This is a genomic window from Streptomyces sp. NPDC094034 (assembly GCF_040303865.1).
Lineage (GTDB): Bacteria > Actinomycetota > Actinomycetes > Streptomycetales > Streptomycetaceae > Streptomyces.
On record NZ_JBEOUD010000026.1, the window covers coordinates 14054 to 37200 of the forward strand.

Annotated in this window: 18 protein-coding genes; 10 read left to right on the forward strand and 8 right to left on the reverse strand. The window is 68.9% G+C overall.

Going from position 1 to position 23147, the window contains the following annotated elements; genetic code table 11:
• The first annotated feature begins 178 nt into the window (after window positions 1–178).
• On the forward strand, window positions 179–4189 hold the full coding sequence (locus ABTZ59_RS22400; RefSeq protein ID WP_351410604.1) for a non-ribosomal peptide synthetase: 4011 nt from the start codon (window positions 179–181) through the stop codon (window positions 4187–4189).
• 63 nt (window positions 4190–4252) lie between these two features.
• On the opposite strand, the gene ABTZ59_RS22405 is transcribed toward ABTZ59_RS22400, so the two are convergent.
• Genes ABTZ59_RS22405 through ABTZ59_RS22415 form a run of 3 tightly spaced genes read right to left on the reverse strand, consistent with a single transcriptional unit; the run spans window position 4253 to window position 6977 of the window.
• Complete coding sequence (locus tag ABTZ59_RS22405; protein ID WP_351410612.1) at window positions 4253–5116, reverse strand: ABC transporter permease; 864 nt, start codon at window positions 5114–5116, stop codon at window positions 4253–4255.
• 18 nt (window positions 5117–5134) lie between these two features.
• Window positions 5135–5992, reverse strand: coding sequence for an ABC transporter permease (locus tag ABTZ59_RS22410; RefSeq protein WP_351410624.1), 858 nt, complete (start codon window positions 5990–5992; stop codon window positions 5135–5137).
• A complete protein-coding gene (locus ABTZ59_RS22415; protein ID WP_351410632.1) occupies window positions 5985–6977 on the reverse strand; it encodes an ABC transporter ATP-binding protein in 993 nt (330 codons plus the stop codon). The genes ABTZ59_RS22410 and ABTZ59_RS22415 overlap by 8 nt, the downstream gene beginning before the upstream one ends.
• A 131-nt stretch (window positions 6978–7108) precedes the next feature.
• On the opposite strand from ABTZ59_RS22415, the gene ABTZ59_RS22420 reads away from it, so the two are divergent.
• Window positions 7109–7819 (forward strand): TetR/AcrR family transcriptional regulator, encoded by a 711-nt coding sequence (locus tag ABTZ59_RS22420; protein WP_351410638.1) that lies wholly within the window; start codon window positions 7109–7111, stop codon window positions 7817–7819.
• A gap of 137 nt (window positions 7820–7956) precedes the next feature.
• Here the strand turns inward: ABTZ59_RS22420 and ABTZ59_RS22425 are convergent, their stop codons facing one another.
• The 3 genes from ABTZ59_RS22425 to ABTZ59_RS22435 are packed head-to-tail and all read right to left on the reverse strand — an operon-like array spanning window position 7957 to window position 11191.
• Window positions 7957–9153: a macrolide family glycosyltransferase gene (locus ABTZ59_RS22425; RefSeq protein WP_351410659.1), complete on the reverse strand. Its 1197-nt coding sequence runs from the start codon at window positions 9151–9153 to the stop codon at window positions 7957–7959.
• A gap of 13 nt (window positions 9154–9166) precedes the next feature.
• On the reverse strand, window positions 9167–9952 hold the full coding sequence (locus ABTZ59_RS22430; RefSeq protein ID WP_351410672.1) for a class I SAM-dependent methyltransferase: 786 nt from the start codon (window positions 9950–9952) through the stop codon (window positions 9167–9169).
• Between the two features lie 60 nt (window positions 9953–10012).
• Window positions 10013–11191: an FAD-dependent oxidoreductase gene (locus ABTZ59_RS22435; RefSeq protein WP_351410678.1), complete on the reverse strand. Its 1179-nt coding sequence runs from the start codon at window positions 11189–11191 to the stop codon at window positions 10013–10015.
• Window positions 11192–11565: 374 nt separating this feature from the next.
• Between ABTZ59_RS22435 and ABTZ59_RS22440 the strand changes: the two genes are divergently transcribed.
• The 3 genes from ABTZ59_RS22440 (at window position 11566) to ABTZ59_RS22450 (ending at window position 15882) form a co-directional block, all read left to right on the forward strand.
• Complete coding sequence (locus ABTZ59_RS22440; protein WP_351410691.1) at window positions 11566–13272, forward strand: SagB family peptide dehydrogenase; 1707 nt, start codon at window positions 11566–11568, stop codon at window positions 13270–13272.
• Between the two features lie 526 nt (window positions 13273–13798).
• Window positions 13799–15313, forward strand: coding sequence for a DUF6851 domain-containing protein (locus ABTZ59_RS22445; protein ID WP_351410716.1), 1515 nt, complete (start codon window positions 13799–13801; stop codon window positions 15311–15313).
• 194 nt (window positions 15314–15507) lie between these two features.
• Window positions 15508–15882, forward strand: coding sequence for a DoxX family protein (locus ABTZ59_RS22450; RefSeq protein WP_351410726.1), 375 nt, complete (start codon window positions 15508–15510; stop codon window positions 15880–15882).
• A gap of 52 nt (window positions 15883–15934) precedes the next feature.
• Here ABTZ59_RS22450 and ABTZ59_RS22455 read toward each other — a convergent pair whose 3' ends face one another.
• Window positions 15935–16675 (reverse strand): helix-turn-helix domain-containing protein, encoded by a 741-nt coding sequence (locus ABTZ59_RS22455; RefSeq protein WP_351410734.1) that lies wholly within the window; start codon window positions 16673–16675, stop codon window positions 15935–15937.
• Window positions 16676–17129: 454 nt separating this feature from the next.
• Window positions 17130–17420 carry an antibiotic biosynthesis monooxygenase gene (locus ABTZ59_RS22460; protein ID WP_351410743.1) on the reverse strand — a complete coding sequence of 97 codons (291 nt, stop codon included), beginning with the start codon at window positions 17418–17420 and terminating at the stop codon, window positions 17130–17132.
• A gap of 201 nt (window positions 17421–17621) precedes the next feature.
• Between ABTZ59_RS22460 and ABTZ59_RS22465 the strand changes: the two genes are divergently transcribed.
• The 5 genes from ABTZ59_RS22465 (at window position 17622) to ABTZ59_RS22485 (ending at window position 23139) form a co-directional block, all read left to right on the forward strand.
• On the forward strand, window positions 17622–18356 hold the full coding sequence (locus ABTZ59_RS22465; RefSeq protein ID WP_351410754.1) for a helix-turn-helix domain-containing protein: 735 nt from the start codon (window positions 17622–17624) through the stop codon (window positions 18354–18356).
• A 115-nt stretch (window positions 18357–18471) separates the two neighbouring features.
• Window positions 18472–19839: an FAD-dependent oxidoreductase gene (locus ABTZ59_RS22470; RefSeq protein WP_351410762.1), complete on the forward strand. Its 1368-nt coding sequence runs from the start codon at window positions 18472–18474 to the stop codon at window positions 19837–19839.
• Between the two features lie 107 nt (window positions 19840–19946).
• Window positions 19947–20579 (forward strand): TetR/AcrR family transcriptional regulator, encoded by a 633-nt coding sequence (locus tag ABTZ59_RS22475; protein WP_351410776.1) that lies wholly within the window; start codon window positions 19947–19949, stop codon window positions 20577–20579.
• Between the two features lie 191 nt (window positions 20580–20770).
• Complete coding sequence (locus ABTZ59_RS22480; RefSeq protein ID WP_351410795.1) at window positions 20771–22138, forward strand: NDP-hexose 2,3-dehydratase family protein; 1368 nt, start codon at window positions 20771–20773, stop codon at window positions 22136–22138.
• Window positions 22135–23139, forward strand: a complete 1005-nt coding sequence (locus ABTZ59_RS22485; protein WP_351410803.1) for an NAD-dependent epimerase/dehydratase family protein — start codon at window positions 22135–22137, stop codon at window positions 23137–23139. The genes ABTZ59_RS22480 and ABTZ59_RS22485 overlap by 4 nt, the downstream gene beginning before the upstream one ends.
• Window positions 23140–23147 lie beyond the last annotated feature (8 nt).

Consider the following 23147-nt stretch of genomic DNA (forward strand, 5'->3'; position numbering starts at 1 on the left):
ACGCGTTGGCGCGCCCCGGCGAATTGGCGGGCCGACGGAAGCACTCGACCGCGGACCGCGCGGTCCCGATGTCCGACGGCGGCCCTTTCCCTCGTCACGAGGACGCCCAAGAACAGGTCCTGGCGGCGCCGGCCGCCGAACCACCGACACCGGGCGCCGCACTCACCGGGAGGCAACAGTGACCGCGCACGACCTTTCCCCGACCGATTCTGTGTCGGCGCCCCCGGGAGCCGAGTTCCCGCTGACCGATCTCCAGGCGGCGTATCTGGTCGGGTCGAGCCCGCTGATGGAGCTCGGCGGCTTCCGGCCGAATCTCTACACCGAGATCGACATCGTGGACTTCGACCCCGAGGCGGCGGCACGGGCCGTCGACCTCCTGATCTCCCGTCACGAGCATCTGCGGACCGTCATGACCGAGGAGGGCGGCCAGCGGGTGCTCGGCGCGGCCGAGGTCACACCGTTCCCCCTGCGCGCGGTCGATCTGACGGGTCTGACGGCACACGAGCAGGAGACGGAGATCCGCCGGACCAGGGAGCGGATGCGGGACGAGGGTCCGGCGCCCACCGGCTGGCCGCTGTTCGAGATCGTCGCCCACCGCCTGCGGCGGCACCGCACCAGAGTGCACTTCGCCATGAGCCTGCTGCTTCTCGACTCGACGAGCACCCGCCTGCTCCAGGAGGAGTGGTGGCGGCTCTACCGCGATCCGGCGACGGAACTGCCGCCCCTGTCCGGCACCTTCCGCGCGTGTGTGCTGGCGCGCGCCGCGGACGCGGAATCGGACGCCCACCAGGCCCAGTGGCGATACTGGGAGGCGCGGCTCGACTCGCTGCCCGACGCCCCCCGGCTGCCGCTCGCCCGGCCGGCCCGCGGCATCGAATCCGCCCGCCTGACCCGCCGCTCCTTTCTGTTGAGCCGTGAGCAGTGGCAGCGGTTCCGTACCACCATGCGCGCGCACCGTGTGCTGCCGACGACCGGATTGCTGCACGTGTACGCGGAGGTGCTGGGCGCCTGGGCGGCCACACCGAACTTCTGTCTCAACGTCCTGCACCAGAACTGGGTGGTCCGGCACCCCGAAGCCGCGGGCGTCGTCGGCCAGTTCAGCGCCACCCTGCCGCTGGAGGTCGACCTCCGGGAGGACGAGGACTTCTTCGTGCGGGCGGGGCGCCTCCAGCGCCGGCTCTGGAAGGACATGGAGCACTCCGACGTCAGCGCGATCCGGGTGACCCGTGAGCTCGCCGCCCGCCGTGGCTGGACCTCGCGCGCGGCGCTGCCCTACGTCTTCAACAGCATGCTGGGTCCGGTGGAGAAGCCGGCCACCGGCAGGGGAGTGTGCAGGACGGTGACCTCCGCCCTGCGCACCCCCCAGGTGCTGATCGACCAGCAGGTCAAGGACGCCCCCGGGGGAGGCGTCGAATGCGTGTGGGACATCGTCGCCGACGCTTTCCCCGAGGGCCTTCCCGACGCGATGTTCGACGCCTACCGGAGCATGCTGGAGTCGCTGGCCGGGCCCGGCGGCGCCGAGGTCCGGCCCGCTCTCCCGGGGGCGGCCCACCGGGACCTGGTCGAGCGGCTGAACACGACGGCCGGGGCGCCGCCCACGGACCGGCTGGAGGACGGCTTCCTTCAGCGGGCGGTGCGGGAGCCGGACCGGCCGGCGATCCTGACGGCGCACCGCACGGTGACGTACGGGGAACTGGAAGCGGTCTCGCGGTCAGTCGCCGTATGGCTGCGCGACCACGGCGTCGGGCGCGGCGATGTGGTGCCCGTGGTGATGGAGAAGGGCTGGGAACAGGTCGCGGCCGTACTCGGTGTGCTGAGGTCCGGCGCCGCCTACTGCCCCGTGTCGGTGACCTTGCCCGCCGACCGGATCCGCCGTCTGCTCGACGCGACGTCCGCCCGTACCGCGCTGTGCCAGTCCCACCGCCTGCCCGAACCGCTCAGTCAAGGAGCGGTTCCCACGCTCCTTGTCGACCTGGCGGAACCGACGGACCATGTCCTGGATCCACCGACGAGCGACCCCGGTGAGCTCGCCTACATCATTCACACCTCGGGCTCGACCGGCGCCCCCAAGGGGGTCATGATCGGCCACGGAGCGGCCCGGAACACGATCGCCGACATCAACCGGCGGCTGCGGCTCGGCCCGGACGACCGGGTGTTCGGCATCTCCTCGCTCAGCTTCGACCTGTCGGTCTGGGACATCTTCGGCACCCTGGCGGCCGGCGCCGCACTCGTGCTTCCGGTGGCGACCGACCACCCCGATCCCGAGAGATGGGCCGAGGCGTCGCTCGCGCACGGCGCCACCGTGTGGAACTCCGTCCCGGCGCTCGCCGAGCTGCTTGTCGAGGTCCTCGCCCACCGGCCGGGGCCACAACTGCCGCCGTTGCGGGCGTTCCTGCTCAGCGGCGACTGGATACCCACCTGGCTCCCGGACCGGATGCGGTCCCTGTGGAGCGACGTCCGGGTGCTGGGGCTCGGCGGCGCCACCGAGGCGTCGATCTGGTCGAACTGCTTCGAGATCGGCCGTGTAGACCCCGCCTGGCGGAGCATTCCGTACGGGACTCCCCTCAGCGGGCAGACCATGCGGGTGCTCGACCACGCCATGGAGGTCAGGCCGCCCTGGGCCACCGGCAGGATCTACATCGGCGGTCTCGGTGTCGCCCAGGGATACGCGAAGGACCTGGAGCGGACCGCGGAGAGGTTTCTCCGGCACCCGCGCACCGGTGAACGCCTTTACTGGACGGGCGATCTGGGCCGCTACTGGCCCGACGGCACCATCGAATTCCTCGGCCGCGAGGACCGGCAGGTTCAGCTTCAGGGCTTCCGGGTGGAGCCCGGCGAGGTGGAGACCGCGGTGCGCAGCCATCCGGCGGTGGCCGAATGCGTCGTGTCCACGGTCGCGTCGCCGGACGGCCGACCCCGGCTGGTGTGCGTGGTGGTCCCGGAGGAGGGCTTCGCCGTCGGCGGCGAGGAGATCTCCCGGCACCTGCGGGAGCGGCTGCCGTCCTACATGGTCCCGGGGGAGTACCGGGTCGTGGAGCGGCTGCCGTTGACCCCCAACGGCAAGGTCGACATGGACCAGGTGCGGGCCGCTCCGGCCGCCGGTTGTACAAACGCCGGTGGTACGGACGACAAGGTGACGGACGACAACGCCACGGACGACAAGGTGACGCGTCGGCTGGGCGAACTGTGGGAGCAGCTGCTCGGAGTCGAATCGGTCGGTCCGGACGATGACTTCTTCGCGCGGGGTGGCAACTCGCTCCTCGCGCTGCGGCTCATCAACCGGGCGCGTTCGGAGCTCGGCGCGGAGGTCCAGTTCGGGCGGATCTTCGAGTCGCCGACCTTGCGGGCCTTCGCGGCGGCCGTCCGGGCCGGTGCCCGCCCGGCGGCGTGCGCGGTCAGGCTGTCCGACGGCGGGGAGCGCGGCAGCGGCCCCGGACTGATCCTCTTCCATCCGGTGGGCGGCTCGGTCACCAGCTATCTCGAACTGGCCCGTGTCTGGCCCGGTCCCGTACACGCCTTCCAGAGCCGCATGCTCGTCGACGGCGCCGAGGCGCCGGGCGCACCGGATCTGACGACGATGGCATCGGCGTACCGCGAGGAACTGCTGGATCTGGTGCCCGACGGGCCGTTTCTGCTCGGCGGCTGGTCGATGGGTGGCGTGCTGGCCTACGAGGTCGGCAGGCAACTGATCGCCGAGGGCCACGAGTGCCGGGTCGTCATGATCGACAGCCTGGTCGCCGAGGGCCGGACGCCGAGGACGCGGACCGAGGGGTATCTGGAGTTCCTGGGCGATCTGGCCGGCGGGCATCCGCCGGCCGGGCTCGTGGCCGCGGTGGACGAGGCCGGCGACGAGGAGGTGGCGGGTACGGCCAGGGCAGCCGCGGTCGAGCATGGACTCCTCCCCTCGGAGATCGATCTCGCGGGATTCGAGCGGCTGTCGGGTGCCCACGCCCACCACCTCAAGCTGCTGGGCGCCTATCGTCCCGGCTTCTGTGATGTACCTGCTCTCCTCTTCGTCGCGCGGACGAGGCAGGGCGACCTCCAGGGGCCGGGCGCCGGCTGGCGGGCGGTGTGCCCGCGGATCGAGGTCGAGTTCCTGGAGGGGGATCACTACTCGATCGTGTCGGCCGGTGGACTCCGGGCCATCAGCGAACGGGTCGTCCGTTGGCTTGCCGCTACGGGGGATTAAGCGTGCAGCCTGGCGAACGCGTGCCGTGTCGCTGACGGCCCGGAGGACTCTGGGGCGGTTCTGTCAGTACCGGCCCAGGGTTCCCCGGCGTCTGGCGACGTTCTCCAGACGGCCGAAGAGGATGACGCCGATCGCGATGAGCACGAGCGGCTGAAGGATCACCCACCACAGGCCCCAGCCGGTCACCAGACCGGTCAGCGCGTGGCCGCCCACGAGGATGTCGCGGATGGCCTCGATGCCCGGGGCGATCGGTACGAGGAGCCTGCTGAGGAAGGCGGTCACGTCCGGCATGTTGTCGAGCGGGACGAACGTGCCGCCCGCGATGAACCACACGGCCATCGAGAACTGCGTGATGATCTCGATGCGCTTGTACACCAGCGTCAGCCCGCACAGGATCAGCGCGAGTCCGCAGGTGCCCAGGACGATGGACGCGGCCGGCACCAGGATCTGCGCGTCGAAGGGCGTGTCCCCGCCCCTCGCCTCGATGGTGATCACTCCCACCAGGAGGACGGACAGGGCGCTCGGCAGGGCCGAGACGACAGCGGCGACCTGGCGGCCGAGAATGAGTGTCCACGAGGGCAGCGGCGTGAGGTACGTCTGTTCCAGCACGCCCGACTGCATGTCTCCGAGATAGCTCCAGAAAGCCCGGTTGACCTGCTCGTGGATGAAAACGAGCGAGACCATGCCGAGGAGCCCCGGCAGGAGCAGTTCGTCCCGCAGCTGGCCGCGCCCCATGAACAGGACGAGCAGCAGGAAGAAGACCGGGAAGGTGATCATCTGCACCAGGACCTCGCGCCACCCCGCCGCCAGGTTCAGCAGACCCTTCCGCACTTCGTTGCTGAAGGCGTTGACGTAGGTGGCGGCGCCTGGGCGGTCCGCGGTGTTCGCCGGAGCCGTGCGGCCGGCTGTGGGAGTGAGCGTCGTCATGATCGGTCCCCGCTCATTTCAGTACTGGCCGAGCCGGCCGTCGCGCACGGCTCTGCGGTGGTTTCGGGAGAAGAGCCATCCTCCGAAGAGGACGAGCGCGAAGGTGTAGGCGAGCAGCCAGGGCAGCGTCCCGTCGGACCAGATGTCCCCGAGCGACTTCCCGTCGAAGAGCACCTTCGTGGTCGCCTCGACCCCCAGGGTGGTCGGCAGGAACCGCGCCACCACCGCCAGCCAGTCCGGGTACAGACCGAGCGGCATCATCGAGCCGTTCAGCAGGATGACCAGCGACGTGAACAGCGAGTGCAGGGCGCCGACCATGGGAGAGCTGACGGCGATGGCCGCGAGCACGAAGGTGAACGCCAGGACGTTGACGACGACCAGGGCGTAGGGCACCAGCGCGGCGGCCTTCAGCGGAATCGTCACGCCGGTCACGAACATCGGCACCAGCGTGGCGACCAGGGCCACCATGAGCCCCAGTGTGGACGCGGTGACAAGCCGGCCCAGCATGAAGACCCACGGAGGCGCGGGTGACATATGGCTCTGGGAGTAGGTGCCGCCCCGCTTCTCCTCGACGAGGTCCGCCACCATGACCAGGCTGCCGTAATGCAGGAACCAGTAACCGCTGATGGCGACGAGCGTCTCCGGGATCAACTCCCTGCGGAGCGTGCCCTGCCCCATCACATACTGCATGCCGAGATACAGCACCGTGCTGATGACCAGCATGATGATGTGTCCCACGGGGTGGGCCAGCTGCGACAGCAGTCCCTTGCGGACCTCCGCTCGCAGCACGTTCAGACCGGAACGCGGGGTCAGCTTCCAGTCGGTACGGGCCGGCGGGACCGGCCGTTCGGTGGCGGCGGGCGCGACGCTAGTCATGGGCGGGCGCCTTGATGAGACCCATGAAGACGTCCTCCAGGTCCGGCTGCACCTGGGACAGCGACTGCACCACGGCCTGCTGGTCGCGTAACCGGTCGACGAGCGTATAGACCTGCTGAGGGTCGCTCACGCGCCCCGAGATGATCGTCGTGCCCTCGACGCTGCGGGCGGTGAAGCCGGACGGCAGCGCGAGCTCGGGCAACTCCCCCTCGACGCGCACCTCGTACTTGTCCCGCTCACGGAACTGCGAGAGCAACTGCTCGGTGGGCAGGTCGGCGACGACCCGGCCCTTCCTGATCACGGCCACCCGGTCGCACAACTCCTCGACCACGTTCATCTGGTGGGTGGTGAGCAGGACCGTCTTGCCGCGCTCCCGCGACATGGTGCGGATCCACTCCATGACCGTGCGGGTCGCCTCGACATCGAGTCCGATCGTGGGCTCGTCCAGCAGCACGATGGGCGGGTCGGCGATCAGGGCCGCGGCCACGGCGACCTTCTGCTGCATGCCGCGGGAGTAGCCGCCGACCTTCTCGTCGCGGCGCTCCCAGAGGTCGAGGCCCTTCAGCAGTTCCTCGGCGCGGACCCGCGCGTCGGCGCCGCGCATGCCCTTCAGCCGGCCGAAGTACAGCAGGTTCTGCCAGGCGGAGAGCGTCCAGTAGACGTTGCGCGAGCCCTCCAGGACCGCGCCGAACTGCTGCATCGCGGCGGAACGCCGGCGGGTGACGTCGAAGCCGTTCAGCAGTGTGCTGCCCGACGTGGGGGCCAGCAGCCCGGAAAGGATCTTGATTGTGGTCGTCTTCCCGGCGCCGTTCGGGCCCAGGAAGCCGAAGACCGTGCCGGCCGGGACCGACAGGGAGATGTTGTCGACGGACGGAGTGTCCGACGAGCCGTAGGTCTTGGTGAGCCCGCTGATCTCGATCGCGGGCGTGGCCGTGACTGCGCCTGGCCGGCCGGAACCGGCGGGTGCCTGGGTTTGCGTACTCACATTCGCACCTTCATGGTAAACAGCGCACTGAAACGTGAACACCGTTTACTTTGCATGTGCTGTAATCTAAAGTCAAGAGTGTTCTCGTGGAATGCTGGGTGCAGGTCGGACACGGAGAAGCGGGCAGGCGGATGTCAACGAACTGGCGTGAGAAGCGGCGGGCGTCCGCGGTGGCGGAGATCAAGGAAGTGGCCCGACAACTCCTGGTCAAGGGAGGGGTGGCGGCCGTGTCCCTGCGCGCCATCTCCCGCGAGATGGGCATGACACCCTCGGCGCTCTACCGCTACTTCCCGAGCCTGGACGCCCTGCTGGCGGGCATGCGCAGCGATCTCTTCGAGGAGCTGGGCGAGGCCACCACGAAGGCGCGTGACGGTGTGCCGAGCGACGATCCGCTGCTGCGGCTGATGGCGATGGCGCGCGCGTTCCGCGCCTGGGGGCTGGAGCACCGCGCGGAGTTCGGTCTCATGCTCGGGCCGCCTCCGGCGGGCAACGACGGCGGTCCTGACCCGGACGAACCGGATTACGCCCCCGCGTGCGTGGGCGTCACCTTCCTCGGTGAGATCGCGGAGCTGGAGCGGCGCGGCGCCCTGCGAGTCCCGTCGGTCGAGCTCATCGAGGGCCGGCTCGCACCGGGTCTGCGGGACTATCTCGAAGGTCAGGAAGGGCTCGACCTCCCGGTGATCTTCGCCTTCCTCGCGGTCTGGGCCAGGCTCTACGGCATCATCGCGATGGAGATCTTCGGGCACATGGCCTGGGCGGTGACCGACAGCGGCGCTCTCTTCGAGACGGAGCTGATCAACTTCGCCCAGCAGCTCTCGGGCACCGCGTACGAGGGCTCTTGACGATACGAGGCTCCTGAAGCCGGTTCCGCCGACTTCAGGAATCCTCGTCCCGGGGCGCGCCCGGCCCGGACCGGACACGCCCGGACCGGAGACGGCCTGACCGGACACGCCCGGACGTGAGATCGACCGGACAGGACCTAGGGACGCACGGCGGTCCCGCGGTCGACATGGGCCAGCATCTCGTCCGCCGCGCGCACCGCCCCGCCCGACTCACGGATGTGCTCCCGCAGGTCCCGCGTCGCGGCCCAGGCGGTCTCGTCGGCCTCGATGTCCAGCACGGCGGCGCGAATCGCGCTCGCGGACGTCTCGTCCCGGCCGATCACACGTGCGACCCCGAAATCCGCCAGCTGGCGTGCCAGACCGTCCGCCGCGGCCAGTTGCGGCATCACGACCAGTGGGGTGCCCGCGTGCAGCGCGTGCATCACCGTCCCGGTTCCGCCGGAGCAGACGGTGAGCCGGGCGTGCTCCAGCACGGACCCGAACGGCACCCAGGTGTGCGTCTCGACATCGGCCGGCAGCGGCCCGATGTCGGCCGGGTCGACTCCCGGACCCACCGCGATCACCACGTGCCACGGCAGCCCCTCGAAGGCCTCGACACACATCCGGAACAGCTCGGGCTGCTGGTTGAAACTGGTGCCCAGCGAGACCAGCGCGACCGGCTTCCCGCTCGCCGGAGGCTGCCAGGTCTCCGCCGGGTCCGGCGCGCGCAGACAGGGGCCGACGAAGACGAACTTGTCATCGGTCTCGGCGTCGATATAGCCGAACCTGCTCGGATAGAAGACGATCTTCAGCGCCTCGGGATCGCCCGTCAGCCGGTGGAAGGCCACTTCCGGGTCGACGCCGTTCATCCGCGCGTACCGCCGCATCTCGCCGCGCAGTTCGGCGTACGCGGCGTCGCCGATGGCGGCCGGTGTGACGTGCTGGCTGACACACCCCACCGGGAAGAGCCGTACCGCCGGGACACGCCACTTCTCCCCGAGCAGCTCGCCGATCCAGCGCACGTAACCGTCGTAGACGACGGCGTCAGGGCGGTCGTCCGCGAAGTGGGCGTCGAACAGCGATGTGGTGGCGATGCCCTCGCGCACCCCGCTCAGCAGTACTTTGGCCAGCCAGTTGTCCGTGCCCGGAGGAAAGTCCCGCTGCACGTCGATGGTGGACTCGTACGGGATGACGGTCGCGCCGGTGGACGCGACCTCCTTCGCGAACGCCGCGGTGGCCGGATAGCTCACCCGGTGTCCCCGGCGTACCAGCTCCTCGACGACCGCGAGAGTGGGTGCGAGATGCCCGGGCGCGGGGACGTTGAAGAAGGCGATGTGCCGGCTGCTGCTGCCCATGACAGGACCTCCCTCAGACCCGCCGGCCGCGGATGGAGACGAACTCGTGGCTCCGTACGACCATGGCCTTGTTGTGCATCAGGTCCGTGAGGAAGAGGTCGATGTCGGAGGCGTCGAAGCCGGCCTCGATCATGGCGTCGCGCTTCTGGCTGACGTTGTTCTCGTACAGTCGGCAGCCGTAGTCGCCACCCGTCCAGCTCTCGAAGTGCCAGCGGGTGCGTACGGCGGAGAGGCCGGCGTCGAGCATGGTCCGGTGGACCTCGTGGCCCCAGCCGCCGTGTGTGTGACGGGCCGTCATTACGTCGTACAGTCCGTCCAGGACCCGCTTGAAGACCGCGGCGTGCTCCTCGCTCGGCGCGGACACCACCCGTGGGGTCGAGCGGACGAACTCGCCCAGCAGCAGCCAGCCCCCCGGCTTCAGCGAGCCGGCCAGCCGGTGCACGAACTCCACCCGGTTCTCCAGGTGGTGGGTCAGCAGCCGGCCGTGGATGAGGTCGAACGGGCCCTCCGCGGCGAGCGGTTCACCGCTGCTCAGGTCCTGGGTGTGAATCCCGATGTTCGGCCCCTGAGGGACCATGTGGGTGTCCTGGTCGATGGCCTCGACCCGACCGGTCTCACCGGCCAGCTCGGACAGCATCCTCGTCACCGAACCGCCGCCGGCCCCGAGATCGAGATAGTGGCCGCCCGCGTCCGGTGCTATCTCACCGAGCTCGGCGCGGGTGAAGGGGTCGAGGAATTCCTCAAGCGGGCTCAACTGGGCGGGGACGTTGTGGAATACGTAGTCGGCGAGGTTGGTCATCGTCTTCCTCTGTGGTGGTGGAGCCGGCGGTGGGCGGAGGCCTGCGGTCGTCGTTGACCGTCAGGGGCTGTAACTGAACAGTTCCTTGTCCCGGTAGGTCTCCTCGCGACGCTTCATGGACTTGATCAGCGTGTCGCGGAGCCGGCCCACGAGGGGGTTGGTGGTGTGACCCAGCCGCGCGATCAGCCGCGAATGCTGGACGATCTTGTTGGCGCGCCGCGAGCGGACACGCGCGTAGTGGCGCAGGGCGGCGGGCACCTCATGCTCGGACAGCAGGCAGGCCAGGCTGGCGACGTCCTCCAGCGCCATGTTGGCGCCCTGGCCCAGGACAGGCCCGATCGGGTGCGCGGCGTCGCCGAGCAGTGCGAGCCTGCCGGTGTGCCAGCGCTTCAGGGGCGGGCAGTCGTGGACATCGGTGACGACCATGTCCTCCAGCGCGCAGGAAGCGACCGTTTCCGGCAGGGGAGCGGACCACTCGCCCCACAGCTCCAGCAGATCGGCCTTGGCCCGCTCGACAGGCTTGGCCGGCCAACTGTGCTCGGGGGCATTGACGGTGGCCGTCCAGAACAGACGTGTGTCGTCGAACGCCTCGGCGAAGAAGTGGCCGCCGGGTCCGACGAACACGAAGCCGTCGCCGTGCTGGGCCGGTCTCTTGGAGATGCCGCGGACCGAGGTGAACCCCAGATAGCGCGGCGGCACCTCACCGGCGACCAGCGAGCGCAGTGTGGAGCGCACCCCGTCGGCCCCGACGACCAGATCACCGGTGACGGTGCGGCCGTCGGTCAGCCGAACAGTGGCGGTGTCACCGGCGCTGGCCGCCGCCACCACGGTGGCCTGGTGATGGACGGTCACCGGCACCGGCCCCGGCCGGTGCACCGCCTCGGCCAGGATCCGGTGCAGGTCGGCCCGGAGGATGCCGATCATCGGCGCGCCCCATTTCGCCGGGAAGTTGCCGACCTCACGGCTCTTCAGGAGCTTGCCGTCCGAGGACATGATCGGCATGTCGCGGGCATGCCGGTCACTGGACCATCCCGCGCTCCGCACGGCCTCGCCGAGCCGGGGACTGATGCGGTCCACCGACTTGACCCCGTTGGGTGTGAGCTCGATCCCCGATCCCGTGTTGCCGAACCCCTTCGCGCGCTCGAACACCTCCGCGGAGATTCCGCGTTCGCGCAGGGCGACAGCGAGCGCGAGTCCGCCGATCCCCCCGCCGGCGATGAGTACCTTGATCGACTTCATGTCCGAGTCCCTCCCGAGTTGTTGTCCCCGGCCCTCACGGAGAGCCGGGAAGGCTGATTTCTGCCACGGTCGTCGCCACCGGGCACGAGAGCGCGTAAGAGCGGCCAATTGGGCCCGGATACCGATCCAGGGCGTTCGCCGATATTCTCGGCGTTCACGTGCTGCCGCGGTCGGCTTTCTCGGGAAAGACCGCCCCCAGGTGTTTTGACGAGCAGTTTCGCATGACGGAACTCTTGCGAGAATATCCCAAATTGCTATTCTTTCCGCTGATCCGGAGGGCTTGTGGTCGAGACATCCACGCGGCTATCGTCACCAATTCCTGCGCGCGGCCGATTAATTCTGCACAAATCTGCGGACCGAGGACGGATGACGGAATGACGACATTGGCAGGCATTGACGGAGCGGGCGGTAAGGCACCCTCCTGGCGTTCCCTGCGCATATCCCTCGACGACGAGGCGGCCGCGGAGCGGCTGCTGCTCACCGTCGTCGCGCCCTGGGCGGCCGGACGCAGGGCCGACCGTGCTGTGGCGAGCTGGTTCCCCGAGCGCGCGGGCGGGCACGGGGAGCAGTTGCGCGTACAGGTCCTGAGCGCGGACGAGGGGACCATGGCGGGGCTCATCGAGGCGATCCGCTCCGCCGGACCGAACGCGTCCGGCCCGGCCCCGGAGATGGCCGAGCTTCCCTACGTGCCCGACGCGGCCCTGTTCGGCGGCCCCGACGGGATCGCGGTGTGCGCGGAGCACTTCGGTGACGCCGCGCGAATCGCCGTCGAGACGATCCGGGCGACGCCGTCGCGCGAGAAGCGCCTGCGCGCGGCCGCCGCGCTGCTGCTGGCCTCCGCCCTGGCCACCGGGCCCGATCCGCGCAAGGCCGTTCAGTGGCTGCGCGGCCAGGCGTCCTCGCTGGCCGGCACGGCGGACGTCGCCGACGCGCGGACCCGCGCCGAGGAGGACCACTTCCGCAACGAGGCCGAGTGGCGGCAGCGGCACGCCGCCACCCGCGAGGAGACCGCGCGGCCCACGACCACGACCGGGGCCTGGTACCGGCAGCAGTGCGCCGTGTGGACGTCGCTGACGCGGCTGCGGGAAGCGGGGCGGCTCGACGGGACCCCCGGGGACGTGCTCCGGGCGTTCGCACGGCTGCTCTTGGGGCAGTTGGGCCTCGGCGCGCATGACGAGGCGTACGTGGCCTGGCTGGTGTCCATGGACCTCGTCTCGCCGGGACCGCGCGAGCCCTTCTTCGCCGACTCCCAGGCGTCCGTCGACCGCCTCATGCACGAGCAGAGCAAGTACTTCGACGCCCGCCTCATGGACCAGCGCCCCGACATGGCCGGCGCGACGGCCGAGGGGCGCCAGGAGCTCCCGCCCGTGCTCGCGCGCGTCGAACTCGGCCGACCGTCGGCGCCAGGTCCCGACGCCCCGAGGTTCGAGGAGGTGCTTCTCGCCCGCCGCAGCGCGTACGGCTCGTACGCGGGCCCCGTCACCCTTGGCCAACTCAGCGCGCTGCTCTACTTCTCGGCGGGTGTCACGGCGCAAAAGACCATGCCAGGGGCGGACACCTCCTACCCGGTCAGGCCGTACCCGAGCGGCGGTACCCGCTATCCCCTGCGCATCCTGTTGTACTGCCACGCCGTCGAAGGACTCGCGCGGGGCACCTATCTCTACGACCCGGAGGGACACGCGCTCGAACAGTTGGGTGACCGGGACATTCGCGCCGATCTGATGCGGATGGCGCCCGCCACCGATCCGCGCGTGGTCTTCCCGCCCAAGGCGGGCGGGAATCTGCACGTCGACGAGTGCCCGCTGTGGGTCTTCACCGTGGCCGACCTGACGTTCCAGCGACTTCACTACGGCCTGCGCTCCTATCGTCTCGTCCTTCAGGAGAGCGGCCACCTCGCGCAGAATCTCGCGCTCGTCGCGACGTGGCTGGGCAAGTCCTCGGTGGGGCTCGGCGGGTTCTACGACGACACCGCGAACGAGGCACTGGCGCTGGACGGGGTCAACTCGTCAGTGGTCTACGTCCATCTCGTCGGCGTGGTGCGACCGCCGTCCCGCACTGACGGAGCGATTCCTGATGCCTGACCGTGCGGGAGCGGTGCGAGGCGGGTTGGGACACGCGGACTGGCCGGCCGGGCGCCGTCCGCCCCCTTGAGCTGCGACGTTCCGCGGTGGGCACGGGCTTCCTCCCGGTGAACGCCGAGATTACTATATGAGAGCTCTAGTGTCTCCCTCTTCTCAACAAGTGGCCGGCCGCCCCGCACCCGGCGCGGGTGGGCGCGGGAGCCGCAGGAGGGATGGGCCGGCCCGGGGGAGGGGCCGGGGTTCCCGAGGCATCTCCGGCCATTCCATAACCTGAGGCGACGCGATTCCGAAGCGCTTTTCGCGAATTGTCCCGAGTAATGGTGTCCCAGGCGTCCGAGGCGTCCGATCATGCGGGCCATGCTCCCCGCACTCGGCGAAACCGGAAGCGGAACGTCGCCGGAGGACTTCGGCAATCACGCGCACCGCCTCTTGTTGAGCAACTCAGGAGGCGACGGTCCTCGGCGGGCCTGTGAGAGTCATCGTGCTGACGCAATGGCTGTCATTGCGCGGCCAAGGGGGAGTTGACATGAATCAGCGCAGAGATTCGCTCAGACAGGGCGCACCGAGACGTTCGGTGCTGCTCGGAATTGCCGGCGGCGCCGGAATTCTCGCGACCGACGGCCTGGGCCTCGCGGCGCCGTCGGCCGAGGCCGCGCACGGAGCCACCCGTCACCACTTCGACTTCGACAGGGGCAACGCCCCCCTGGAGGTCTTCGGCCCCGTCTCCGGAGGGCCGGTGCGGGCCGCGATCGAGCCGAACGACGCCTCGCTCATCATCCGCTTCTCGAATCTGGTGGCGCACGCCTGGTTCGACGCCATCGCCCCGTACCATCCGACCGCGATCGGCATCCACTCGAACCTCGGCCGCCGTCCGGCGAGCGAGAGGGCGACCAACAAGTTCAGGAACGTCGCTCTCATGTACGCCACGTACGGCATGTACGGGGCTCTGCTGCCGCAGTACTCGACCATCTGGCGCGATGCCATGACATCGGTCGGACTGGACCCCGACGACGCGCAGGAGAACACCGACACGCCCGTGGGGATAGGAAATCTCGCGGCGCGTGCCGTGATCGCGAGCCGGACGCACGACGGGATGAATCAGCTGGGCGATCACGGCGGGCGGGAGTACAACCGCCGGCCGTTCGCGGACTACACCGGATACCGGCCGGTGAACACCGCCTACGAACTGCGTGATCCGTCGCGCTGGCAACCGGCCGTCGTGACCAAGGGCAACGGGATCTTCCACGTCCAGCAGTTCGTGACGCCACAGCTGCGACTGGTCCGTCCCTACTCGTATGCCGAGCCCAGCGAGTTCCGCGTCGCGAAGCCCACGGCGAGTGACCATCACAACCGAAGGGAGTACAAGCGTCAGGTCGACGACATACTCGCCATGTCGGCGAGCCTGACGGACGAGCAGAAGATGAAGTGCGAGATGTTCGACGACAAGTTCACGAGCCTCGGCGCCGCCGTCGGCTCCGCGTCGGAGAACGCCGGTCTCGACCTGGACGGATGGGTCCACCTCCACGCGGTCGCCGACACCGCCACCTTCGACGCCAGCATCGCGGCCTGGTACAACAAGAACGTCCACGACGCGGTTCGCCCCGCCACCGCGATCCGCCATGTGTACGGAGACCGGCCGGTGACGGCGTGGGGCGGGCCGGGCAGGGGGACCGTCAGGATTCCGGCCGACCAGTGGCGCGGCTATCTGAACGTGCCGGACCACCCTGAGTATCCCTCCGGCTCGACGGCGCTGTGCGCGGCTGAGGCGCAGGCGGTACGGGGCTTCCTCGGCACCGACGAGGTCAGCATCCGTATTCCGCGCGCCAAGGGCTCGTCCCTGGTGGAACCGGGTGTCACACCGCACGAGGAAGCGGTGTTGAGTTGGGACTCCTGGACCGACTGGACGCGTGACTGCGGACTCAGCAGGTTCTGGGGCGGCGTCCACTTCATGCCGGCGATCGAGGCGTCCTGGGACATGGGGCGCCGGATCGGTGACCGCGCCCACGAGTTCGTCCGCGCTCACATCGACGGCGCGGTGTGACGGCCGGGCGCGTCGTTGGCCGGTAGCGCCGGAGTTCGCACCAACTCCCGTGCATGGCAAGTGAATCGGGAGAAACACGGGACCACGGGACCGGGTCGCGGTTAGGCTGGCGATCAACCCTCCTTGTCCCCCCACGCGTTGTCGACGCCGGGACTCGTAACCCGTGATCAAGACATGGAAAGTAGAGGACTGTCATGAATGTTGCCCTGTGGATCGTCGCGGGGGTTCTGGCCTTCTTGTTCGCCGCCGTCGGCCTGATGAAGATCTCCAAGCCCAAGTCCGAACTGGCGGCGGGCAACATGGCATGGGCCGAGGACTTCTCGTCCGGTGCGCTGAAGACGATCGGGGCGCTGGAGGTGCTCGCCGCCATCGGGCTCGTGCTGCCCGCCGTTCTCGACATCGCCGTGGTGCTCGTACCGCTCGCCGCGACGGGGCTGGCCGTCACGATGGCCGGCGCCGTGGTCGTCCACGCCAGGCGTAAGGAGAGCTCGGCCATCGTCGTCAACGTGGTCCTGCTGGCCCTGGCCGTGTTCGTCGTCTGGGGTCGCTTCGGACCCCACAGCTTCTGATCAACAGGGCGGGGGACTGGCGCGGGCGAGCCCGCTCACCAGTCCCCCGTCATCAGGACGCGTGAACCGACCACTCGACCGGCAGCGCCAGAAGAATCGGCGGGTTCGCCCAGCCGAGCGGGCGCAGTGTCATCTGTACCGCCGCATCGGTCCCCGGACCGATGGTGACCGGGCCCGCCGTACCGACGAGCAGAGGATGCCCCGTCGACGCGTTGCCCGGCAGCGGCCCTTGCGCCGCCGCGTGCACATACCAGCTTCCCCGCGGCACGCCGTTGATACGGAACTGGCCCGAGTGCGCGATCGTCGCCCGCGCGGCGGGCGACCGCTCCAGAATGGGGCTCTCGAACACTCCGATATAAATTCCGGAGTCGGTTCTGTAGGGGCTTCTCACCACACCCGAGATCGATCCGCCGCTGTCCGGCCGCGGCTCGGTCGGCGCGAGTGAGATCCTGCGCGGCGACGGTTGAGGATTCCCCAGGGCGTTGTGCCGGTATTGTGTCGGCGAGAATCCCACGGATTCGCTGAAGCGGCGCGTGAAGCTGCCCGTGCTGCTGTACCCGACCTGGGCGCCTATGTCACTTACGTTCAGCGAGGTCGAGACCAGGAGAATCTTTGCCTCATGGAGTCGTACGGCGCTCAGAAATCGCCCCGGGGTGACACCTGTGATACGCCGGAATGTGCGTAGGAAGTGGAACTTGCTGACCATTGCGGTATGGGCCAACTCGTCGAGTGTGAGCGGTTCGGAATACCTTTCGCGTATCGTTTGCACTGCACACTGAATTGCGTGTTCCATCGTACTCCCCCGTTGGAATACTTCGCCTGCTGAAATCCGTGTAACGCGATGTGGTGCGCGTTGGATGCGTGATTCGATGCGTGGTGAATCGCAGGTGTTGCGGAGTGTGTGTCGTGGCGGGTGTCGTGGCGAGGACTCGGTGTCCGGTGTGGCCCGAGGTCAATGGTGGCGGATGTCTTCAGCAGAGGGTTGCAGACAGAACAGGCCGCTGTCTTCTTCGTTTTTGCGGTTCGGGTAAAGGTCGCATCAATTGAATTGGACGATTCCCCTCCGTTTGTTTGGAGGGCGGCCTTCCGAACGGAGTGATCACTTCCGAGAATGGGCGGGCGAGTGGCCGGTCTTTCCTCGTGGAGAGCGGAAAAGGGCCTCTGTCCGTGTTATGGCGACCCGGATCCGAATCGCCATAACACGGGCCGAGGCCCTGAAGCGCGGTGTGCGTCTTTCGTCTGTGCCGCTACACCACGGCCACTATCTCGGCCGTCTCCGCGGTGGAGTCGGTCGTGAGCGCGAACGCCGGGCCGGCCTCCGGGATCGTCGGGGCGGCGGCGAGGGCCTTCTGCATGGCCGCGGCGGACTCCCAGTACCAGTGATCCACCCACGATCCGTCCTCAAGCCGACCGAGACGCGCCTCGGTGAGCCCGGGGAAGGACTCCCGGACGGCGGCGATCAGCGTGGCCCGCTTGTCAAGCATCGCCTGGTCGTTGGCGGGGTCGGTCTTGAAGCGCGTGATCCTGACAACCGTCATGCCAAGTCCCTCTCTAGAGTGCCTATCTCATGTGGTACTCTAGATGCACACTACGCTGAATCGTCAAGTGTCCTGGTTGCTCGATCCGCGGGCGGGAGGACGTTTGGCGGTCGCCTGGCCATCTGCTTCCCTCGGACCACTTCGACTTCGAGATGGCGGGGGTGGACTCGTGGCGTGCCGTTCAACTCACGGGGAGTCCTGATGCGGCCTGAGATCGAGGGTGTTGTCGAAGCCATACGCGATCGGTACGACGAGGATCTTTCCCTCTGCGTCCTCGCGGACATGGCCCGATTGAGCAGTTTCCACATGTCGCGCATCTTCCGGCAGGAGACCGGGCTCCCGCCGACTCGTTTCCTCTCCGCGGTGAGACAGGAGGTCGCGAAGCGAAAGCTCCTCTACACCTCGGACCGGGTGGCCGATATCTCGGTGCAGGTGGGGTATTCCAGCCTGGGGAGTTTCACGACACGCTTCACCAGGAGTGTCGGTGTCCCGCCCGGCCGATTCCGTCGGCTCGCGCAGCTGGGGCAGACCGCCATCGATTTCACCGCGGGGAAGAAGGATGACGCGCCCTTCGCCTACGGGGCGTTCCGGGGGCGGGTCCACAGAAGTGACGGGCTCGACGATGAGCCGGTCTTCGTGGCGGCGATTCCCCCGCTGGCACGTCACGAACGCCCTGCGCGCTGTTGTCGTACCGAGCACAGCGGGGACTGGAACATCGAATACGTTCCCGAGGGGACCTGGTACCTTCAGGCGGTATCGCGGAGGTCGGGCGGCGGCAAGCGCCCCGTCGTGGTCGAGAGCGTCGGTCCTTTTTATATCGCGCCGGGCTCTGTGATCACGGTGGATCTCGTTCTGAAATGCCCGTCGCAAACGCGCGTCTTCGATACCGAGCGGGCCACTATCGGCGCCGCGCTTCCGGAGCTCTTCGCATACTGAAGGACGTATCCCACCGGGGTTGAGCAATCCTGGAGAAGACACATTTGACCCGCCGCCTCAACAATGGCACAACGGTGCGGTCCGCACCGCAGTTGCGGTCTTTTGAGGAGGGCACGTGGGCGTGGTCGGCGGACACGCGGTGATTGTCGGAGGCTCGATCGGGGGACTGGTCGCGGCCCGCACTCTCGCCCGCAGATTCGAGTCGGTGACCGTGCTCGACCGGGACACCTTCCCCGAGGGCGCGGGCAACCGCAAGGGAGTGCCCCAGAGCCCGCACGCACATGCCCTGCTCATCAGCGGGCGCCAGAAACTGGAGGAGCTTTTCCCCGGTCTCACCGACGAGCTGATCACCGGGGGCGCGGTGCCCTTCGATCCCGGTCGCGACCTGTTGTTCCACCAGATGGGCGCGCTGCGCACCCGGTTCACCAGCGGCCGGCTGGGCATCAGCCTCACCCGTGCCTACCTGGAACACACGATCCGGCGACGTGTCACCGCACTGCCCCATGTCCAGATCCTCGACCGGACCGCCGTCAGCGGACTGTTCGGTGTGCCCGGCCGGGTGCTGGGTGTCGAGCTGGACGACGGCCGCAGGCTCGGTGCCTCCCTTGTCGTCGACGCCACCGGCCGCAGTGCCGGCCGGACCGACCGGTGGCTGGAACGGCTCGAATGCCCGGTGCCGAAGACCACCACCGTCAAGATCGATGTCGGATACACCACCCGTGTGATGCATCGCGCGGGCGGCGAACTGCACGACGACGCCCTCCTCTACCTGATGTCCGCGGTGCCGCCGGACGACAAGCGGGCCGCCGCGGTGTTCGCCGTGGAGGGGGACCGATGGATGGTCACCCTCGGCGGCTGGCACCGGGCCCACGCGCCGGTGGACCCCGAGGGCTTCGCCGCGTTCGCGGACGCCCTGCCCAGCCCGCATGTGTCCGAGCTGCTCGCCAGGACCAAACCGGTCAGCGACGACAACGCGGAACGCTTCCTGTACCCGGCGGCGCGGCGCCGCTGGTTCGAGCGTCTGCGGAAGGTCCCCGAGGGCTTCGTGGCGCTCGGTGACGCCATGTGCAGCTTCAACCCGCTGTACGGACAGGGCATGACCGTCGCCACGCTGGAGGCGGTGGAACTCGGCCGCTGCCTGGACCGGCACGGCGCGGCCACACCGGCCATGGCGCGCCGGTTCTACCGGGCGGCGTCGAAGGTGATCGACACACCGTGGCGGATGTCGACGAGCAGTGACTTCATGTATCCCGAGACGGTCGGGGCCAAGGGCATCGGCACGGATGTCGTGAACCGCTACGTACGGCAGGTCATGCTGGCCAGCCATGTGTCGGTGCCCGCGCACCGCGTCATGCTCGACGCACAGCATCTGCTGGCCGGGTCGGCGTCGGTCGTCCGCCCGGACAGAGTGGTCCGATCGCTGATAGCCGCACGCCGGTCACCGGCCCACCCGGCAGCCGGCGGCCCGGGGCGGCAGTCATAATTGCCTGGCTCGCTGGAGTGGACGGGCGCCCGTGTACGACGGGTCCATTCGACGGTCCGCCCAGCGGCGCCTGACATGCCGCAGCAGTGAGTAGGAAGTGATCGAGAATGGTGAAGGAAACGCCCGGCCGCCGGCTGAAGGCACAGCAGACCCGCAACCGGATGCTGGCGGCCGCGATGGCACTGTTCATCGAGCACGGTTACGGCGCGACGACCATCGAGTCCATCGCCCGTGAGGCAGGCGTCGCCGTCCAGACGATCTACTTCTCGTTCGGGAGCAAGCAGCGGATCCTCAAGGAACTCATCGACGTTCACATCGCCGGCGACGAGGATCCCGTGCCGACGCTGGAGCGGCCCCAGGTGGTCGAGGCGCTGGAGACGGAGGACCCGCGTCAGCAGCTGCGGCTTCAGGTGCATCTGACGCGCCTGGTCTTCGAGCGCGTCGGCCCGCTGCTCGAAGTGCTGCGCAACGCGGCGGCGACCAGCGGGGACGGCGCCGAGCTGTGGGAGGCGAACAAGCGTCAGCGACTGGTCGTCCAGCGGCGTTTCGTCGAGTCGCTGGAGAGCAAGCAGGCGCTGCGCGAGGGACTCGGTGTGGAGCGGGCCGTGGACATCTCGTATGTGCTGCTCGGTCCCGAGCTGTTCCATCTCCTGGTGTCCGAACGCGGCTGGACGCCGCAGGAGTGGGAGCAGTGGGTGTACGAGGGACACTGCCTCCATCTGCTCGGTGAGCCCGCCTGATCCATCGGGGCGATCTCCGAGTTTCGTCCGCGACGGCCGCGGCGGAGCTGTTACGGGCAGCACCGCTGAATTGATGAGTCATCGGCCGACGGTATGAGCAATCTGGGAGACGCCATCGGGCGGCGGGCCGGGCGAAAATGGGCGACGAGTGAAAGTGACGCGTCAGACCCGACCTAGTCCGAGAGTTGCTGATGACGGAATTTCTCGCCGATACGCCGTACGGTCCGGCAAGTTTCCACCAGTGGTTCGAGGCCGCTCGCAAAACCGTCTACACGCAGGTGGAGCGTGTCCCGCTGGCATCCGTGCACGGGTGGGACTGCTCGCCCGACCGGCCGGCCATGACCCATCGCAGCGGTCGGTTCTTCTCAGTCGAAGGGCTCCGTACACATCATTCCCGAGGCATTGTCCCATGCTGGGATCAGCCCATAATCAATCAGCCTGAGACGGGAATCCTCGGAATTCTGGTCAAGCGCGTCAACAGTGTCCTGTACTGCCTTGTTCAGGCCAAGGCGGAACCGGGAAACATCAACGGACTTCAGCTTTCACCCACGGTGCAGGCGACGCGCAGCAATTTCAGCGGCGTGCATCGCGGAAAGTCCGTGCCCTATCTGGCGTACTTTCAGAACGCGGCCCCGCACCGGGTGATCGCCGATGTACGGCAGTCGGAACAGGCGTCCTGGTTCCTGCGCAAGCGCAATCGCAACATGATCGTCGAGGTCCGGGAGGACGTCGAGGCGATCGACGGGTTCCACTGGCTGAAGCTCACCGACGCGCGCGGACTGCTGAGGATCGACGACCTGATCAGCATGGACCTGCGCAGCGTGCTGGCCTGCATGCCGTACGGCGGGGAGCGGCATGTGACGCGGCCGAAGTCGCCCTGCGGCCCCACCACGACCGAGGAGATCCTGAGCTGGATCACCGCGGCGCGCAGCCGGATCGAGGTGCGTACCGAGCAGGTGCCGCTGGCGGATCTCGACCAGTGGCGGCGCGAACCCGCCGCCATCGTTCATGACAGCGGCCGGTTCTTCGATGTGATCGGCGTACAGGTGAAGGCCGCCGGCCGGGAGGTCGGGGAGTGGGCACAGCCGATGATCGCCGCGCACGGCATCGGCATCGTCGCCTTCCTCGCCGCCCGCTTCGACGGCGAACTGCATGTGCTGGTGCACCAACGCGCGGAACCGGGTTTCGTGGACGTGGTGGAGCTGGGTCCCACCGTCCAGTGCACCGTGCGCAACTACGACGGGCTGCCGCGCGAGACGCGCCCGCTGTTCCTCGACGAGGTGCTGACAGCGCGGGCGGACCGGATCCTGTTCGACGTCATCCTGTCCGACGAGGGCGGCAGGCTCTACCACACCCGCAACCGGCATCTTCTGATCGAGACGGACGAGCGGCCGGACCACCCCGACTTCCGATGGATGACACCGGCACAACTCTCCGGGCTGTTACGCCACAGCCACTACCTCAATATGCAGGCCCGAAGTCTGCTGGCGTGCCTGCACGCGCTCGCCACCCCGGCCGGCCCGGTCCGCGTGCCCGCGCAAGGAGTCGAGAGCGTATGACCTCGCAGCGGCCGGACCCGGGCGAGCCGCCCGTTGTCGCCGTACTCGGAGCGTCCGGATTCGTCGGATCGGCCGTCACGGCGGCGCTCGCGCGCCTGCCCGTCCGGCTGCGGGCGGTGGCCAGACGGCCGAGCCAGGTGCCCAGTGGAGAGCCGGCCCGCACCGATGTGCGCACAGCGGACCTCACCCGCGCGGGAGCCGTGGCCGAGGCCGTCGCCGGCGCGGACGCGGTGATCCATCTCGTCACACACAGCGGTGGCTGGCGGGCGGCCGAGAGCGACCCCGCCAGCCGGGCGGTGAACGTCGGTGTCATGGAGAACCTCTGCGAGGTCCTGCGCCGGGACCGGGGGGAATCGCCCGCCCCGTTGATCGTGTACGCGGGCGCCGCCTCTCAGATCGGCCTGCCGCCCGAGCGCCCCATCGACGGCAGCGAACCGGACCACCCGGGGACCGCGTACGACCACCACAAGCTGGCCGCCGAACGACTGCTGAAGGAGGCCACCGCGGCAGGGGTGGTGCGGGGCGCGAGCCTGCGTCTGCCGACGGTGTTCGGGCATGTCGCGGCGCCGGGCGGCGCCGACCGGGGCGTTGTGGCCTTCATGATTCGCCGCGCCCTGGCCGGTGAGCCGCTCACTCTGTGGCACGACGGGACGGTCAAGCGGGACCTGGTGCATGTCGACGACGTGGCCCAGGCGTTCGTGGCCGCTCTCGACCACCCCGACCCGCTGGCCGGCGGCCACTGGCTGCTCGGCGCAGGTCGGGGCGATCCCCTCGGTGACGTGTGCCGCACCGTATCCGAGCTCGTGGCGGCCCGGCTGGGGAAACCGCCGGTACCGGTGGTCTCGGTCGCGCCGCCCGAGAGCGCGCCGGCCACCGACTTCCGGAGCGTCACCATCGATTCCTCCTCGTTCCGGTCGGTCACCGGCTGGCGGCCTCGGATACCGCTGCGCGTGGCACTGGAGCGGACCGTGGCCGCCTTGGCCGAAGCCCATGCGATGTGAGGGGACAG

Coding starts and splice junctions, on each gene's coding strand:
- ABTZ59_RS22405 (WP_351410612.1), bottom strand. CDS start 5,116: ATGACGACGCTCACTCCCACAGCCGGCCGCACGGCTCCGGCGAACACC.
- ABTZ59_RS22410 (WP_351410624.1), bottom strand. CDS start 5,992: ATGACTAGCGTCGCGCCCGCCGCCACCGAACGGCCGGTCCCGCCGGCC.
- ABTZ59_RS22420 (WP_351410638.1), top strand. CDS start 7,109: ATGTCAACGAACTGGCGTGAGAAGCGGCGGGCGTCCGCGGTGGCGGAG.
- ABTZ59_RS22425 (WP_351410659.1), bottom strand. CDS start 9,153: ATGGGCAGCAGCAGCCGGCACATCGCCTTCTTCAACGTCCCCGCGCCC.
- ABTZ59_RS22430 (WP_351410672.1), bottom strand. CDS start 9,952: ATGACCAACCTCGCCGACTACGTATTCCACAACGTCCCCGCCCAGTTG.
- ABTZ59_RS22435 (WP_351410678.1), bottom strand. CDS start 11,191: ATGAAGTCGATCAAGGTACTCATCGCCGGCGGGGGGATCGGCGGACTC.
- ABTZ59_RS22440 (WP_351410691.1), top strand. CDS start 11,566: ATGACGACATTGGCAGGCATTGACGGAGCGGGCGGTAAGGCACCCTCC.
- ABTZ59_RS22445 (WP_351410716.1), top strand. CDS start 13,799: ATGAATCAGCGCAGAGATTCGCTCAGACAGGGCGCACCGAGACGTTCG.
- ABTZ59_RS22450 (WP_351410726.1), top strand. CDS start 15,508: ATGAATGTTGCCCTGTGGATCGTCGCGGGGGTTCTGGCCTTCTTGTTC.
- ABTZ59_RS22455 (WP_351410734.1), bottom strand. CDS start 16,675: ATGGAACACGCAATTCAGTGTGCAGTGCAAACGATACGCGAAAGGTAT.
- ABTZ59_RS22460 (WP_351410743.1), bottom strand. CDS start 17,420: ATGACGGTTGTCAGGATCACGCGCTTCAAGACCGACCCCGCCAACGAC.
- ABTZ59_RS22465 (WP_351410754.1), top strand. CDS start 17,622: ATGCGGCCTGAGATCGAGGGTGTTGTCGAAGCCATACGCGATCGGTAC.
- ABTZ59_RS22475 (WP_351410776.1), top strand. CDS start 19,947: ATGGTGAAGGAAACGCCCGGCCGCCGGCTGAAGGCACAGCAGACCCGC.
- ABTZ59_RS22480 (WP_351410795.1), top strand. CDS start 20,771: ATGACGGAATTTCTCGCCGATACGCCGTACGGTCCGGCAAGTTTCCAC.
- ABTZ59_RS22485 (WP_351410803.1), top strand. CDS start 22,135: ATGACCTCGCAGCGGCCGGACCCGGGCGAGCCGCCCGTTGTCGCCGTA.